The organism is Serratia sp. SM04 (assembly GCF_040280225.1).
Lineage (GTDB): Bacteria > Pseudomonadota > Gammaproteobacteria > Enterobacterales > Enterobacteriaceae > Serratia > Serratia sarumanii.
On sequence record NZ_JBEOQT010000021.1, the window covers coordinates 641,077 to 655,828 of the forward strand.

Sequence of the window (14,752 nt, forward strand, 5' to 3'; positions counted from 1 at the left end):
GCGGGCGCAGGGTAAAGATGCTTAAAGACTAACTATTTATTTGCCTGATAATCAAAGACCTGATGAGCATTGCAGTAAGCGACGAAATTGTCGATGCTCAGCGGCTTGCTGAAGTAGTAGCCCTGCATGAAGTTGACGCCGTGTTCTTGCAGGAACTGCATCTGCTCGGCGGTTTCCACGCCCTCGGCCACCGTCAGCATTTTCAGCTTTTTCGCCAACGAGATCACCGCATCCAGCACCGGCGCGGTGACCGTGTCTTGGCCGATGGTGTTGACGAAGCCACGATCGATCTTCAGGTAATCCATGGTGAAGCGCTCAAGATAGATCAACGCGCTGTGCCCGGTGCCAAAATCGTCCACCGCGATCTCGATGCCCTGTTTGTGCAGCCAGTCAAACTCCGCCAGCGCACTCTCTTCTTCCACCATGCCGCGCTCGGTGATTTCAAACACCAGCGTAAAGTAATCGCCCGGCAGCTGCGTCAACAGTTCATACACGTCCTGGTGGAACGACGGCGCGCTCAGGTGGGCGGGGGAGATGTTGAGCCCGACCTTGCCTCCCCGCGGCAGCGCTTTGGCGAGCTGCGGCGCATCTTCGGCGATCAGCCTGAACAGGTGGCGGGTGAGCGGCACGATCAGCCCGTTGCTTTCGGCGTAGGGGATAAAGACGTCGGGCGGGATGCGGCCTTCGATCGGATGCTGCCAGCGGATCAGCGCTTCCAGCCCGCCGATGCTGTTGCTGTCGGTATGGAACACCGGCTGGTATTCGATAAAGAACTCGTTGCGCTTGATGCCGCGCAGCAGCGCGCGTTCCGGGCTTTGCCGCAGCAGCAGCATGTAATAGCAGAGTACGCCGATCATCAATGACAGCACCAGGCTGCCCAGCAGCGTCAGGCGAATGTCGTTGGGGGTCAGTTTCTCGTTGTAGAACAGGATGGTCAGCGGCAGATTGGGCAGCGTCAGTTTATCCGCCTTGCCCTTCGGCAACTGATCGACCGGCATCAGGTTCGGGCTGAAGGTGGTCAGCGCGCGGTTGCCCATCACGATGGCGATGCCCGGCGCCTGTTCGTCGTGCGAGGTGAACAGCAGATAGGGCATCAGATCGATGTCCAGCGTAGCGAGGATGCCGGTGGCCTTTTCGTCGGGATGCCGCAGCCAAACTGCAACCGCCGGTTTGTTCGGCACGATCGGCGTGCCCTGCTGCAGCTTGAGATCCAGGGGCAGATTCCAGTCGATATCCTGGTAGAGATTTTTCATCGGCAACATCATGTCGCCGGTGGCGGAAGAGCAATAGGCGTAGCCGTCTTTCACCAACAGGAAGGTGCGCACGCCGCTGGTAAAGGCCGCCTGGTAGGTAATGTCCGACTGGCTTGAGAGGCAAGGCTTGGCCAGCAGCGGCATCATTTGCTGCATCACCGTCTTCAGGTGCGAGATATAACCCAGCGTGAACTTTTGCGTGCGCGCTTCGACCTTATGTTGATATTGCGTGCGCTGGTGGTTAATCAAAGAAAGCGTGACCGCGGTGAAGAGCGTAAAAAATACCAGGGCGGCGACGCCGCTTTTAGCCAGGCTGCGCTGTCGGTGAGACACGCTGCGGGCAAAAGCTCTTTTCAAGCCCATAACCGAGTCCTCTGCAACAGGGCGTCAGGGGTGTCGCGCAGCCATTTAATGGATTGTGCCAACGGCTTTTTTTTCATTTTTGCCTTTTTATCCCGTACCAACCGGCGGCGTTGTTTAAATATGCGGCGTCGCCGACAGAAATATAATGCGCCTATTTTAAGCGGAAACGTTTTAAATAACGCCGGGGCGCCGTTGCCGTCATCTGACGATAATAGGCGAGTTTTTCCTCGATGGCGCGATTTCCTGCCAACAGTTTATCAAAATAATGGCGTGCGGCAGCGTTAAGCGGAGAAAGATGGCGATAAGGCAGGGAGCAATCTTGATGATATCTGTTAGACAACCAAAAAAAACGCCGCCCGTAGGCGGCGCTTATCGCTCGTTTGGTATTCAGGATCTTCAAGGCATTGCGCCGTTAACCGTTGGTCAACACCCGGCGCGCTTCTCGATAACGTTTATTCCAATAGTTATCGGTCAGCTTGGAAATCATGACCCCACTGCTGGTGGAGGCGTGAACGAACTGATCGTTGCCTAAATAGATGCCGACATGGCGCCCGGTGGAACCTGCGCGGAACAGCACCAAATCGCCGACGCGCAGCTTGGTGCGCTGGATTTTCTTGCCGAGATCTTCCTGTTCATAGGTAGAACGCGGTAAATCCATGCCGAACTGTTCGCGGAAGGTGCGTTGAACAAACGCCGAGCAATCGATGCCGCGCTTGCTGTCACCGCCTAAACGGTAGCGAACGCCTTTCCAGTCCGCGTACTGATCCATAATCTTTGACTTGACGTCAACGTTGCGGACCATCGCTTCGAATTCATCCTGAGAGGCTTGCAGTAAAAGACCGTCTTTGTCATTAACTGCACGCATCTCAGTTTGTGCGTTATTCAAGTTCGAAGTGTGAGTCGAGCTGCATGCGGAGAGCATAACCGCAGCGGCAATTGCAGGGACTACCCGCAAAAAATATCTCAGAAACGGTTGAGATTTGACCATTGTTGTTGTTTTCCCTTGAAGTCCTTAACGACGAAAGTCGCTACCTGAAAAATGCCAAACGAAACGAGCCTAGTCCGCACCTGTTGCATCGACAACCAGTTACCGTTGAAAACGTGCGAGAACGCACATTTTTATCGGATTCCATACTGATTCGACTTAAACCAGGCACAAACGCATCTGAGATTACCGGAACAAATAGGGGATTGCGAGCCTTTTTCCCGTCTTTTTTATATGAATTTGTGATGTAACATAATGTAAATATTCATATAAAAAACGCCAATTGTCCGATGTATGAATCTGGCGTGAAATCAGGTTGCAAAAGCGTTAACGGGCGGTGACGATATTTTGCGCTCAGCGAAGGGATTAAGGCCGGGAGGCGGGCGCCTCCCGGCATGAGTCATAGACGCAAGTTATGGTTGGCCGGGGCGATGCTTGCCGGGCAATAGGCGATTCAACCGATCGACGATCCAGTCGCTGCAAGGCGTCATCAGCACCCAGCTGGCGCCAACCAGCACCACTGAAAGCGAGCCGACGGCGATATCGGTAAACCAGTGGGCGCCAATCATCACGCGTGGCAATGAGAAGAGCAGCGTAATCAGCAGGGCGACGGCGAAGGCGCGGCGGCCGAAATAGCGCAGCATAAAGCAGGAAAAAATAATCAGCATCATGCCGTGGTCGCCGGGGAAGCTGTCGCTGGAAGCGTCCTTGGTGGGGATGCCGGTCAGCTCACTGACGCGATAGATATTGTCGAAGGTCAGGGTGGGGCTCGGATGCTTCACCGGCAGCAGGTGACCAAGCTGGTTCAGCACCACGGCGGTCAGCAGCATCACCACGCCGGTGATCACCAGGCGTCGGCGGCCGGCGGCGTCCTGCTTCAGGTAGAAGTACAAATACAGCAGGCCCATGGCGAGCAGCGAAATCACGTCAAACGCGCGGTTGTTGGTGATGGCGACCAGGTGCAAAAACGCCGGGTCGGTGGCCAGATGGCGGTTAAAGAAGAAAAAGATCGCCGAGTCCAGGGTATACCAGCCGCCGTGATTGGCCGGCAGGAACCAGGACAAAAACAGCGCAACGCCCAGTAAGTTGAAGAGGATAATGAGGGGTAAATTGCGGCGTGTCATGACATAACCTGTTGGCAAAATGAAAACGAAATAAAACCCGGCCGCCCTGCGGCAACCGGGGGGCAACGGTACGGGGTCTAACTTAAACGAATCTTAAACAAGGCGGATTGCAGGGCGTTCCAATCGGCATTTTCGCTGTGGATAAGCTCAATTCGGCTGTCGAGCGGCGCGACCGGGCGGGTTTCGATGTTGAGATCCTGTCCCTGACGATTGATCAGCAATGTGCCTTCGGGGATGCGCACCGCGCCTTTGGCGCGTTCTACCGGCGCGAGTCGCACCCATTCCATAAAGCCGACGGTGTCGAATTGGGTGTCGCCGTCAAAAATCCAGCCGCAGCTGGTGAAGCCTTGCCCCTCGTTCAACGCTCGCCGCCAGCGGGCGTGCTCCGGCAGCCGCAGCGCCGCCAGCCCCTGCGTTTTCGCCTGACCATGATGATGCTGCGCGTCCGGCAATTCTGTACGATTCGTGCGCGGAAGTGACAACAGCGCGACATCCGCTTCGCCTTGCGCGATGGCATAGCAGGGCCGCCGCAGCGGATCTTGCGCCCTCCAGGCTTCCAGCGCCCGCCTGTCTTCCGGCTGATAGGTATCGCTTTTGCTGGCCAAAATAACGTCGGCCGCGGCCAGCTGATCGCGGAAGTTTTCGTTGTCGCGGTAGCGGGGCTGGCTGAGCTGGCGGGCATCCAGCAGGCACAGGGTGGCCTGCAGATCGATCCAGCCGGCATAGCTCTCCTGGGTCAGCAGCGACAGAATTTGTTTCGGATGCCCGAGCCCGGTCGGCTCGATCAGCAGCCGATCCGGTTTGGCCTGCTGTAACAGCATATTCAAGCCCACCTGCATCGGCAGGCCGTTGACGCAGCACATGCAGCCACCGGGGATCTCTTTGAGCACCGCGCCGCTGTCTGCCAGCAGCGCGCCGTCGATGCCGATCTCGCCGAATTCATTGACCAATACCGCCCAGCGCTCATGTTCGGGCTTATGAGCCAGCAAATGGCGGATAGTGGTGGTTTTACCGCTGCCGAGGAAACCGGTAATCAAATTGGTTTTGGTCATTAATAATTCCTGGAGCAAAAATTAACCTGCTTAATAAATGAGTTACGCAGCCTTATCGGTGAAACCGCCGCGATTTAATTTGTGCTCTATCTCGCAAATTTTGCACGTCACCATGCGCTTTTCAACCGACAAAATCCACCGTTCATAACAAGAAAATTCTTAGATAAAACCCTGTATTAGATGCGGTTAACTTTTGTTAGTAGCTTGTTTTTACATTGTTAATGACGCGATTAGCGATCAAATCTCGTCCCTTTCCTTGCGATTATTCCTAACAAGATCCTCTATGGTTAAATTGGCTTAACTAAAAATGAGGTTGCCATGAATACCTTTCGGTTATTTTTGATCGTAGGAATGTTGTTTTCATGGACGGCAGTGAGTCATGCAGGAGTGGCCGGCGGGGTAATTCGCTTCGTCGGTTCTATCGTTGAAAGTCCTTGCACGGTCAATATTGCAGATTCTAAGGCGAATACGCAATGTTACCGCAACGGCCAGCGTTATCAGGCCCAGCAAGCGTTGTCAGGTTTTGATACTACACGCAAAGAACTTCCGCTAAATCTAGGCACAACCGAAATGAAGTGGGTAGACCAACAGAAGAAACTCGCTGTTATGACGGTCGTTTATCGTTAAGTCGTTCCGCCATGCCGGCGTAACGTTACGCCGGCATGGTTATTCTCGGCCCTGCAGGCTTCTCACCGCAGCACCCACTCCTTCACCGTTTCACGCGCACCGCGATCGCGCAGCGACAAATAGGCTTGCGTCACCGCGTCGGCAAACGCCGCATGCGTTGCCAGCGATTCGCCGAACACCGATTTCAGCGCCAGCAGCGCCGTTACGCGCCGCCGATCGTCCGGCGTAGCGGCAATAGTCTGTTGCAGCACGTCTGCCAGCGGATCGCGAATGTCGATCGGCTGACCGGCGTCATCGACGCCGCCGACGTAACGCATCCAGCCCGCCACGCCCAGCGCCAGCCCGCTATAGTCGCCGCCGTGCCGCAGATGCCAGCGCACCGCGTCCAGCATGCGCTGCGGCAGCTTCTGCGAACCGTCCATGGCGATCTGCCAGGTGAGGTGTTGCAGCGCCGGGTTGCTGAAGCGCGCGATAAGCTGTGCGGCGTAGTCGGTCAGACTGATGCCGGTAACGCTCAGGGTGGGCGCCTGTTCGTCCAGCATCAACCGCAGGGCGGCGCGACGGTAGTGTTCATCCGCCATGCACTCGTTGATATAGCGGTAGCCACCCAGGTAGCCGAGGTAAGCCAGGAACGAGTGGCTGCCGTTCAGCATGCGCAGTTTCATGTGCTCAAACGGCAGCACATCGCTGACCAGCTGGGCGCCGGCCAGCTCCCACGCCGGGCGTCCGGCGGCGAAGTTGTCTTCCACCACCCATTGAATAAAGGGCTCGCAGGCGATGGCGCATTCGTCGCGCACGCCGCCCAGCGCGGCGGCAATCTCATCCAGCGTGGCCGGCGTGGCGGCCGGCACGATGCGATCCACCATGGTGCAGGGGAAGGTGGCGGCGGTGGCGATCCAATCGGCGAGCGACGGATCCCGCGCCTGCGCCAGATCGAGCACCGCCCGGCGCAGCACGTGGCCGTTCTCCGGAATATTGTCGCAGGAGAGCAGGGAGAAGGCGGGCAGGCCGCGTTCGCGCCGCAGCCGCAGCGCCTCCACCAAAATGCCGGGCACGGTCTGCGGCTGATGCGGCGTCGCCAGATCGGCGACGATCCCCGGATGCTGCCGATCCAATCGCCCGCTGCCGGGCTCGATGCAGTAGCCTTTTTCGGTGATGGTCATCGAGACGATCGCCACCTGCGGCTCGGCCAGTTTCTCCAGCACTGCGGCGATGCCTTCCAGCTTGCGGTGCAGGCTCTCATGTACCGCGCCGATCACGATGGCCTGATGGCCGTCCGCGCCTTTCTCCAGCACGCTGTACAGATGATCCTGTTGCCGCAGCGCCTCAAACAGCGGCACGCCGCCGGACAGGCTGATCTCGCAGATGCCCCAGTCGCCGCCGTGGGCGTTCAGCACCCGATCGGTCAGCAGCGCCTGATGCGCGCGGTGGAACGCGCCGAAGCCAAGGTGCACGATGCGGCTGCGCAGAGCCCGGCGGTCATAGCCCGGCTGCCGCACGGCGCCCGGCAATGGGGTGTTGGCGATCGTTTTCATCTCATCTCCAAAGCATGTAAGACAGCTGGCGGGCCAGTTGCGCCAAGTTAGCAGACCAGTTTTCTGCCACATCGGCAGGGTGGCGCCGGCGATAAAAAACTGCGACCAGTGTAGGGATGTCGGCCAGCTAAAGGAATTGGTCAGTCCAAAATAAGCCAGAATCGTGAAGTGGATCAACCAATGAGGGGTTCGGTTTTGACAGCGCAGGGCGAAAGAGTAAGTTAAAGGTAGCTGACATCTAAATTAAACTGGTATAACAACATCGCGGTGCGAGACAGGCATAAGGACAAAACATGGAACAAACATGGCGTTGGTATGGCCCGAACGATCCGGTCTCTTTGGACGACGTGCGTCAGGCCGGGGCGACCGGGGTGGTGACGGCGCTGCATCATATCGCGAACGGCGACGTCTGGCCGATCGATGAGATCCGCGCGCGACAGGCGCTGTTGGCGGAAAAGGGGCTGGTGTGGTCGGTGGTGGAGAGCGTGCCGGTGCATGAGGAGATCAAAACCCACAGCGGCGACTGGCGGCGGTACATCGCCAATTATCAACAGTCGCTGCGTAACCTGGCGGCCTGCGGCATCGACACCGTCTGCTACAACTTCATGCCGATCCTCGACTGGACGCGCACCGATCTGGCCTATCCGCTGCCGGACGGTTCCAAAGCGCTGCGCTTCGATCAGATCGCCTTCGCCGCGTTCGAGCTGCATATCCTGCAGCGCGCCGGCGCCGAGGCCGATTATACGCCGCAAGAGCGCAGTCAGGCGGCGGCCTATTTCGCCGCCATGAGCGAGGAGGAAAAAAACCGGCTGACCGGCAACATCATCGCCGGGCTGCCGGGGGCGGAAGAGGGCTACACGCTGGAACAGTTCCGCCGCCGGTTGGCGGAGTACGACGGCATCGACAAGGCGCGGCTGCGCGAGAACATGGCGGTCTTTCTGCGCGCCATCGTGCCGGTGGCGGAAGAGGTCGGCATCCGGCTGGCGGTGCACCCCGACGATCCGCCGCGGCCGATCCTCGGCCTGCCGCGCATCGTCTCCACGATTGAAGACATGCAATGGCTGAAGCAGACCGTCGACAGCATCTATAACGGCTTCACCCTATGCACCGGTTCCTACGGCGTGCGCGCCGACAACGATCTGGTGCGGATGATTGAAACCTTTGGCGATCGCATTCACTTTACCCACCTGCGCGCCACCTGCCGCGAGGAGAACCCGAAAAGCTTCCACGAAGGGGCGCACCTGCAGGGCGATGTGGACATGGTGGCGGTGATCGAAGCGATCCTGACCGAAGAGTTGCGTCGGCAGCGGGCGGGCGATCGGCGGCCGATCCCGATGCGCCCCGATCATGGGCATCAGATGCTGGACGACTTGAAAAAGAAAACCAATCCGGGCTATTCGGCCATCGGGCGGTTGAAAGGGCTGGCGGAGCTGCGCGGCGTCGAGCTGGCGCTCAAGCGGCGTTTTTTCCCGGAGTTGCCGTAGCGGAAAATGAAACGGGGCCGAGACTCGGCCCCGCTGGCGTCGACTAGTCGGCGCGGCTCATGTAGCGGCGTTCGGCGATATGAATGCGAATTTTGTCGCCGGCGCTGAGGTATTCCGGCACGTGGATCACCAGGCCGGTCGCCATGGTGGCCGGTTTGTTGCGGGCGCTGGCGGAAGCGCCTTTGATGCCTGGCGCGGTCTCGACGATTTCCATATCCACGGTCTGCGGCAGCTCCAGCGCCAGAACCTGGCCTTCCAGCGTCAGCACCTGCATGCCCGGCAGGCCGCCTTCCGGAATGAACAGCAGCTCGTCTTCGATCTGGTCTTTCTTGAAGATGTACGGGGTGTAGTCTTCGTCATCCATGAACACGTATTCTTCGCCGTCGATATAGGAGAAGTTCACCTTGCGGCGCGACAGGGAAATGGTGTCCAGGATATCGTCGCCCTTGAAGCGTTCTTCCACTTTCAGGCCGGTGCGCACGTCGGAGAAGCGCATTTTGTACAGGGTGCTGGCGCCGCGGGCGCTCGGGCTCTGCACGTCGATATCTTTTACCAGCAGCAGCTTGCCGTTGTAGCTGATCGCCATGCCGCGTTTAATTTCGTTAGCTCTTGCCATTTCAATTCATCCGCAATGAAGAGTATTAGAGAAGTTGCGACAAGGTACTCGCGCCGCCGATTTCAGGCAATAGCCCGGCGTAAAAACAGTGCGGGAAAGGGAGGGCGCTCGCCCTCCCGTCGGGGATTAGCGGAAGACCGGCAGCAGGCCGAACAGCGAAAGAATATGCGCGGCGGCGTTGATCAGGCCGAACAGGATAACGAACAGGATCACGCCGTTGCCGCCCGGTGCACGGTAACCGGCCTGCGGGTGGCGGCGGCGGCTGGCGCGCGCCATCAGCGCCGGCACGATCACCGCCCAGACGGTGGCCGCCAGCCCGGCGAAACCGATGGCGTACAGGAAACCGTTCGGGAACAGCAGCGCGGCCAGGGTCGGCGGCACAAAGGTCACCAGCGCGGTCTTGCTGCGTCCGACGGCGTCGTCCTTGAACTTGCAGAAGTCTGCCAGGTAGTCGAACAGGCCTAGCGACACGCCGAGGAACGAGCTGGCCAGCGCCATATAGGAGAAGGCGTTCAGCAGTTGGCTAACGGTTTGGCTGCTGGAGACGTTGCCCATTTGCTTGAGCAGGCTGCCGATGTTGCCGCCCTCGGCGATCACTTGCTTAAAGGCGTCGCGCGCGATATTGCCCTGGATCACGTACTGCCAAAGGATGTAGATCGCCAATGCCAGCAGGGTGCCGTACACCAGGCTGCGCACCACGGAGCCGCTGTCCTTATGGTAATACTTCACCAGCCCGGGAATGTTGCCGTGGTAGCCGAACGAGGTCAGCAGGTAAGGCAGCGCCGCCAGGGCGTAAGGCAGATAGCTGGCCTGGTCATCGCCGGTGTTGAACAGCACCGCGGGCTGCACGTGGGTGAACATGTCGCCCACCGACATCACGAAGGTGATCACCATACCGCCGATCAAAATGGTGCTCAGGCGGTCGACCGCGCGGGTGGAGAGCCAGACGATAAACGCCACGACCAGCGCGAACACCAGGCCGGCGGTGGTCTGGCCGACGCCGACGATGCCCTCCAGCGTGTGGGCGATGATCGAGCCGCCGGCGGAGATATAGGCGTAGGTCAGGATGTACAGCACGAACGCCACCGACAGGCCGTTCACGGCGTTCCAGCCTTTGCCCAGCAGATCCTTGACCATGGTATTGAAGCTGGCGCCGCTCGGGTAGTGCAGCGTGGCTTCGAGGATCATCAGGCCGGAAAGCAACATGCAGGCCCAGGTATACACCAGCAGCGCGACGGAGCCGCTGAACCAGACACCGGAAGTGACGATCGGAATGGAAAACATGCCGGCGCCAACGGCGGTTCCGGCAATGATCATCGCGCCGCCGAGGACGGAAGGGCGGGCCAGCTTCTGGATGGTGTCCGTAGACATGCGTGCTCCTGGGGGATGGGTTCTTTTGTACTAGCTCAATGGTACATGGGCGTATGGCGCATGTAAAGCGTGGTAATTGCACGTTTCACGCGTTTTTGTCTTTAAATCAAGGTTTGTTGGGCGTTTTTTCGCCATAGGATGCAGCCGGCCGGCGCAGGGCGATGAGTGTAAAGATCGCCGGGACGCAGGGATTCTGCTGGCGGCCGCCGCGCGCGGCTGCTATTGTCGCGCTTCTTTTCCCCAGCCCACCAGGAGTAGCGCTGATGGACTGTCGCAGCGACTGCGGCGCCTGCTGTATCGCGCCGTCAATATCCAGCCCGATCCCCGGCATGCCGAACGGCAAGCCCGCCAATACCCGCTGCATTCATCTGGATGAACGGCTGCGCTGTGGCCTGTTTCATTCGCCGCTGCGGCCGAAGGTGTGCGGCAGCCTGCAGCCGAGCCGCGACATGTGCCACGATCACCGCGATCAGGCGCTGATTTATCTCGCCAGGCTGGAAGCGGACACTGCGCCTTAAGCTTCCCTCAACGTCCACAGACACAGCGTCGCGCCTGCCGCCATCGCCAGCGCGGCGTAAAACACCGCATGGTAATTCCAGATTTCCGCCACCGCACCGGCGATGGCGCCGGCGATGACCCAGCCTACCCGAATGGTGTTGGTGAACAGCGTGGTGGCCGTGCCGGCCTGACCGGGCATCAAATCCTGAAAGTAGAGCATGCCGATGCCCGCCAGCACGCCGATAAACGCCGCATTCAGCAGCTGCAGGGCAATCAGCGGCCAACTGCCGGTGATAAACAGCAGGCCGCAATAGAACAGCACGCCGGCGACCACCGCCCCGCGCATCAAACAACGCTTGCCGCAGCGTTTCGCCACCATGCCGGCGAGCAGCATGATTGGGATCTCCAGCCCGGCGGCGGCACCCATCAATATCCCGGCCAGCCGCTCCGGCAGCCGCAGCTCGTGCACCACATACAGCGGCATGTTGATCAGGTACATGCTGTTGGCGGTCCACATCAGGGTGCAGGCGACGAACAGCAGCAGCGAATCGCGGCGATGCTGCCGCGGTGCGGCCAGGGGCGCGTTCGTCGCCGCGGTTTTCGGCATCGAAGGCAGCCGCTTCCACACCAGCAGGCCGCACAGCACAAAGGCCGCCGCGCCCGCCAGATACATGACCTTAAAGCCGAAGCCCAGCGCCAGCGCGAAGGCGATCGGCGGGCCAATGACCCAGGCAAGGGAAACCTGGGCGCGCATGATGGAGGTGAACATCACCGCCTCGCGTCCGGTGCGATCGGCATGCTCGCGCGCCAGCGCAAACATCTGCGGATTGGCGGTGGAGCCGAAGCTGGTGAGCAGCACGCCGACGAGCAGCAGCAGGTAATAGTTGCGGCTCCAGGCGAACAGCGTGAACCCCAGCGCACCCAGCATGCAGCAGAGGAAGATCAGTGATTTGCGGTCGCCTTGTTTATCCGAACGGCCGGCGAGAAACTGGCTGACCAGAATGCCGATCACCGCGCTGCCGGTAAAGAACAACCCGACCAGCGCCGGCCGTACCTTGACCTCGGTTTCCAGAAACAGGCTCAGCGTCGGGGTTTGCAACGCGCCGGCGATGCCGGTCAGAAACGCCACCGCCAAAAAGGCCAGCGAAGTGAGATCGGGCGCGCGTCGCGTTACTGCGGATGAAGTCGGCATGGCGGTTGATAATTCGTCGAAAAAGGGAGGTCGCGCGCATCATACGCCCGTTGAAATGAAACGCAAACCGCTCCCTTGCGACGAAGGGTAAGCGGATATGTCGCGCGGCGACGAGGAAAAAAGGGGCGCGTTACGCGCCCCAGTTTATCGCGGGTTATCGCGGGATCAGGCGCCTTGCGGCACCGCGTGCGCGGTATTTTTCAATACCGGCCCCCGATACTTCTCGATCTGCAGCTGCGCCATCTGCCCGCAGTTGCCCTGCGCCAGGCTGGAAGAGCCGATGTCGAAGGTCAGGCAGTTGACGTTGCCGTTCTTGCACAGCGAGCCGGGCTGCGCCGGATCGGCCGGATCGAACCAGGCGCCTTCGCTGATGCGCACCACGCCCGGTCGCACGTCTTCGCTGACCACCGCGCCCACCAGGATCTGGCCGCGATCGTTGAACGCCCGCACCAGATCGCCGCCGCTGATGCCGCGCGGCTGCGCGTCCTGCGGGTGGATCAGGATCGCTTCACGATCCGCTACCGCGTATTTCTCGCGCAGCGGCGTGTTGTCGAGCTGAGAGTGCAGCCGGTTGGTCGGGTGCGCGGTATTGAGCGACAGCGGATACTTGGCCGCTTCCGGCCCGCGATACCACTCGTGCGGCGGCATCCAGGTCGGGATGCCGGGGCAATCCTCGTAATGCATTTTGGCGATGGCGTCGGAGTAGATCTCGATCTTGCCCGACGGCGTGCCCAGCGGGTTCAGCAGCGGGTTGTCGCGATAATCGGCAAAGCGCACCCACTGCTTGTTGGCCTCCGGCACCGGGAAGCGCACGTAGTTGTTGGATTGCCAGAACATGTCGAACGGCGGCAGCGCCACCCGGGCGGCGCGCGCCTGGTTCTTCATGTCGTCGTACATGCCTTTCAGCCACTGGGTTTCATCCTTGCCCTCGGTAAAGGCTTCCTGCACGCCCAGCCTGGCCGCCATCGCCGAGAAGATGTCGAAGTCGCTGCGCGACTCGTGCTGCGGCGGCACGCATTGGTGCATCGGGAACACGTAGAGCTGCGAATAGTCGCCGCCCATTTCCAGATCGTTGCGCTCGTAGCTGGTGGTGGCCGGCAGCACGATGTCGGCATGCTTGGCGGTGGCGGTCCAGTAAGGCTCGTTGACCACGATGGTGTCCGGCCGCTGCCAGGCTTTGACCAGGTTATTGGTGTCCTGATGCTGGTGGAAGGTGTTGCCGCCCGCCACATATACCATTTTCACCTCGGGGTAGGTGACCTTGGCGCCGTTGAAGTCGATGGTTTTGCCCGGGTTGCTCAGGCATTCGGCGATGCGTGCCACCGGGATCGGCGCCGGCGAGTTCTTCGGCGCGTTGCCGGCGGAGATGCCGGCGATGATGCCGCCTTTGGCGGTCGGGCTGCCGCCGGAGGAATAGTGGTAGCTGAAGCCGAAGCCGCCGCCCGGCAGGCCGATCTGGCCGAGCATCGCCGCCACCGTCACCAGCAGCCAGTGCTGCTGTTCGCCGTGGTGCTGGCGCTGAATGCCCCAGCCGCCCATGATCATGGTGCGGTGTTTCGCCATCTCGCGCGCCAGTTGGCGCAGCGTGTCGGCATCGACGCCGCTGATGTCGGCCGCCCATTCGGCGGTTTTCGCTACGCCGTCGCTCTCGCCCAGCAGGTAGGCCTGGAACTTGTCGAAGCCGACGGTGTAGGTTTTCAGGAAGTCCGGGTTATGCAGCTTCTCGGTCAGCAGCGTGTGGGCGATGCCGATCAGCATGGCGCCGTCGGTATAAGGGCGCGGGGCGATCCACTGCGCATTGACGAACTTGGCGCTGTCGCTGTGCACCGGATCGATGCTGATCACCCGGGTGCCTTTCTTCTTCAGCGCCTCGAAGCCGGTCTGGCCGACGTGATCCGGCACGTTCCAGCTGTTTTTCAGCGTGACCATCGGGTTGCAGCCCCACAGGATCACCAGCTCGCTGTTCTCGATCACGTTCGGCCAGGCGGTCTGCTGTTCGTAGACCTCCATCGAACCGACCACGTGCGACATGATCACCTGCGCCGCGCCGGTGGAGTAGTCGCCGGCGTAGCCGAGGAAACCGCCGGTCAGGTTCATCAAGCGTTGCAGCAGCGTGCGGCTGTTGTGCAGCATGCCGACGCTTTTCCAGCCGTAGGAACCGGCGTAGATCGACTGCGGCCCGTGATCTTTTTGCAGGCGAGTGATTTCATTGCACACCAGCTCGGTCGCTTTGTCCCAGCTGACGCGCACCCACTCGTCGCGGCCGCGCAGCTCGGTGCGGCTGCCGGGGCCGCCCTCCAGCCAGCTTTTACGCACCATCGGGTATTTGATGCGGTTCTCGGCGTGCACCTGATAAGGCGCCATGGCGATCAGCTCATTGGGGTACGGATCGTCCTGCACCGGCTGCACGCCCACCATCTTGCCGTCTTGCACGATGGCCTCGAACGCGCCCCAGTGGGCGCCGGTCAGAATGCCTTTTTGCGCCTGACGCAAGGCGATGAACTGCGGCAGCGCTTCGCTGATGGCCTGCGCCAGCGCCGCTTTGGGCCATAAGCCCGCCAGCAGAGGGGCGGCGGCCAGCGCGGCGGCTCCGGTCAGGAAGCGGCGGCGGCTCATGGTTAACGGTTGTTGGTTGCTCATTGCGCTTCTCCC

The 14,752-nt window shown here is 60.3% G+C and carries 13 protein-coding genes; 3 read left to right on the forward strand and 10 right to left on the reverse strand.

Going from position 1 to position 14,752, the window contains the following annotated elements:
- Positions 1 to 32: 32 nt before the first annotated feature.
- The 5 genes from ABTW55_RS17485 to ABTW55_RS17505 form a co-directional block, all read right to left on the reverse strand.
- Positions 33 to 1,616, reverse strand: a complete 1,584-nt coding sequence (locus ABTW55_RS17485) for a cyclic di-GMP phosphodiesterase (protein ID WP_039565063.1) — start codon at positions 1,614 to 1,616, stop codon at positions 33 to 35.
- Positions 1,617 to 1,767: 151 nt separating this feature from the next.
- Positions 1,768 to 2,016: a hypothetical protein gene (locus tag ABTW55_RS17490; RefSeq protein WP_125460721.1), complete on the reverse strand. Its 249-nt coding sequence runs from the start codon at positions 2,014 to 2,016 to the stop codon at positions 1,768 to 1,770.
- Positions 2,017 to 2,028: 12 nt separating this feature from the next.
- Positions 2,029 to 2,604, reverse strand: coding sequence for a bifunctional murein DD-endopeptidase/murein LD-carboxypeptidase (gene mepS / locus ABTW55_RS17495; RefSeq protein ID WP_033635277.1), 576 nt, complete (start codon positions 2,602 to 2,604; stop codon positions 2,029 to 2,031).
- Positions 2,605 to 3,014: 410 nt separating this feature from the next.
- Complete coding sequence (locus ABTW55_RS17500) at positions 3,015 to 3,725, reverse strand: phosphatase PAP2 family protein (RefSeq protein ID WP_060421889.1); 711 nt, start codon at positions 3,723 to 3,725, stop codon at positions 3,015 to 3,017.
- A gap of 77 nt (positions 3,726 to 3,802) precedes the next feature.
- Positions 3,803 to 4,777, reverse strand: coding sequence for a GTP-binding protein (locus ABTW55_RS17505; RefSeq protein ID WP_033648007.1), 975 nt, complete (start codon positions 4,775 to 4,777; stop codon positions 3,803 to 3,805).
- A gap of 318 nt (positions 4,778 to 5,095) precedes the next feature.
- Between ABTW55_RS17505 and ABTW55_RS17510 the strand changes: the two genes are divergently transcribed.
- A complete protein-coding gene (locus ABTW55_RS17510) occupies positions 5,096 to 5,404 on the forward strand; it encodes a type 1 fimbrial protein (RefSeq protein WP_033635274.1) in 309 nt (102 codons plus the stop codon).
- Between the two features lie 62 nt (positions 5,405 to 5,466).
- Here the strand turns inward: ABTW55_RS17510 and ABTW55_RS17515 are convergent, their stop codons facing one another.
- The gene (locus ABTW55_RS17515; protein WP_060421887.1) at positions 5,467 to 6,939 is read right to left on the reverse strand and encodes a mannitol dehydrogenase family protein; all 1,473 of its coding nucleotides are present in this window, start codon (positions 6,937 to 6,939) and stop codon (positions 5,467 to 5,469) included.
- A gap of 293 nt (positions 6,940 to 7,232) precedes the next feature.
- Between ABTW55_RS17515 and uxuA the strand changes: the two genes are divergently transcribed.
- Positions 7,233 to 8,423 carry a mannonate dehydratase gene (gene uxuA, locus ABTW55_RS17520; RefSeq protein WP_033635272.1) on the forward strand — a complete coding sequence of 397 codons (1,191 nt, stop codon included), beginning with the start codon at positions 7,233 to 7,235 and terminating at the stop codon, positions 8,421 to 8,423.
- Positions 8,424 to 8,466: 43 nt separating this feature from the next.
- Here uxuA and yeiP read toward each other — a convergent pair whose 3' ends face one another.
- Together yeiP and mtr are read right to left on the reverse strand one after the other, a co-directional pair.
- Positions 8,467 to 9,039 carry an elongation factor P-like protein YeiP gene (yeiP, locus tag ABTW55_RS17525; RefSeq protein ID WP_033635271.1) on the reverse strand — a complete coding sequence of 191 codons (573 nt, stop codon included), beginning with the start codon at positions 9,037 to 9,039 and terminating at the stop codon, positions 8,467 to 8,469.
- A gap of 126 nt (positions 9,040 to 9,165) precedes the next feature.
- A complete protein-coding gene (gene mtr, locus ABTW55_RS17530) occupies positions 9,166 to 10,410 on the reverse strand; it encodes a tryptophan permease (RefSeq protein WP_033648004.1) in 1,245 nt (414 codons plus the stop codon).
- 263 nt (positions 10,411 to 10,673) lie between these two features.
- Here mtr and ABTW55_RS17535 point away from each other — a divergent pair, with 263 nt between their 5' ends.
- A complete protein-coding gene (locus ABTW55_RS17535; RefSeq protein WP_015378527.1) occupies positions 10,674 to 10,928 on the forward strand; it encodes a YkgJ family cysteine cluster protein in 255 nt (84 codons plus the stop codon).
- Here the strand turns inward: ABTW55_RS17535 and ABTW55_RS17540 are convergent.
- Entirely contained in the window at positions 10,925 to 12,100 is a 1,176-nt protein-coding gene (locus tag ABTW55_RS17540) for a sugar efflux transporter (RefSeq protein ID WP_060421883.1), read from the reverse strand. The two genes, ABTW55_RS17535 and ABTW55_RS17540, sit on opposite strands and share 4 nt — an antisense overlap.
- Before the next feature lie 165 nt (positions 12,101 to 12,265).
- Positions 12,266 to 14,740, reverse strand: a complete 2,475-nt coding sequence (torA, locus tag ABTW55_RS17545; protein WP_033648002.1) for a trimethylamine-N-oxide reductase TorA — start codon at positions 14,738 to 14,740, stop codon at positions 12,266 to 12,268.
- Positions 14,741 to 14,752 lie beyond the last annotated feature (12 nt).

Excerpts from the sequence above, each read along its gene's own strand:
- ABTW55_RS17485 (WP_039565063.1), bottom strand. The coding sequence starts at position 1,616 with ATGGGCTTGAAAAGAGCTTTTGCCCGCAGCGTGTCTCACCGACAGCGC.
- mepS (WP_033635277.1), bottom strand. The coding sequence starts at position 2,604 with ATGGTCAAATCTCAACCGTTTCTGAGATATTTTTTGCGGGTAGTCCCT.
- ABTW55_RS17500 (WP_060421889.1), bottom strand. The coding sequence starts at position 3,725 with ATGACACGCCGCAATTTACCCCTCATTATCCTCTTCAACTTACTGGGC.
- ABTW55_RS17505 (WP_033648007.1), bottom strand. The coding sequence starts at position 4,777 with ATGACCAAAACCAATTTGATTACCGGTTTCCTCGGCAGCGGTAAAACC.
- ABTW55_RS17510 (WP_033635274.1), top strand. The coding sequence starts at position 5,096 with ATGAATACCTTTCGGTTATTTTTGATCGTAGGAATGTTGTTTTCATGG.
- ABTW55_RS17515 (WP_060421887.1), bottom strand. The coding sequence starts at position 6,939 with ATGAAAACGATCGCCAACACCCCATTGCCGGGCGCCGTGCGGCAGCCG.
- uxuA (WP_033635272.1), top strand. The coding sequence starts at position 7,233 with ATGGAACAAACATGGCGTTGGTATGGCCCGAACGATCCGGTCTCTTTG.
- yeiP (WP_033635271.1), bottom strand. The coding sequence starts at position 9,039 with ATGGCAAGAGCTAACGAAATTAAACGCGGCATGGCGATCAGCTACAAC.
- mtr (WP_033648004.1), bottom strand. The coding sequence starts at position 10,410 with ATGTCTACGGACACCATCCAGAAGCTGGCCCGCCCTTCCGTCCTCGGC.
- ABTW55_RS17535 (WP_015378527.1), top strand. The coding sequence starts at position 10,674 with ATGGACTGTCGCAGCGACTGCGGCGCCTGCTGTATCGCGCCGTCAATA.
- ABTW55_RS17540 (WP_060421883.1), bottom strand. The coding sequence starts at position 12,100 with ATGCCGACTTCATCCGCAGTAACGCGACGCGCGCCCGATCTCACTTCG.
- torA (WP_033648002.1), bottom strand. The coding sequence starts at position 14,740 with ATGAGCAACCAACAACCGTTAACCATGAGCCGCCGCCGCTTCCTGACC.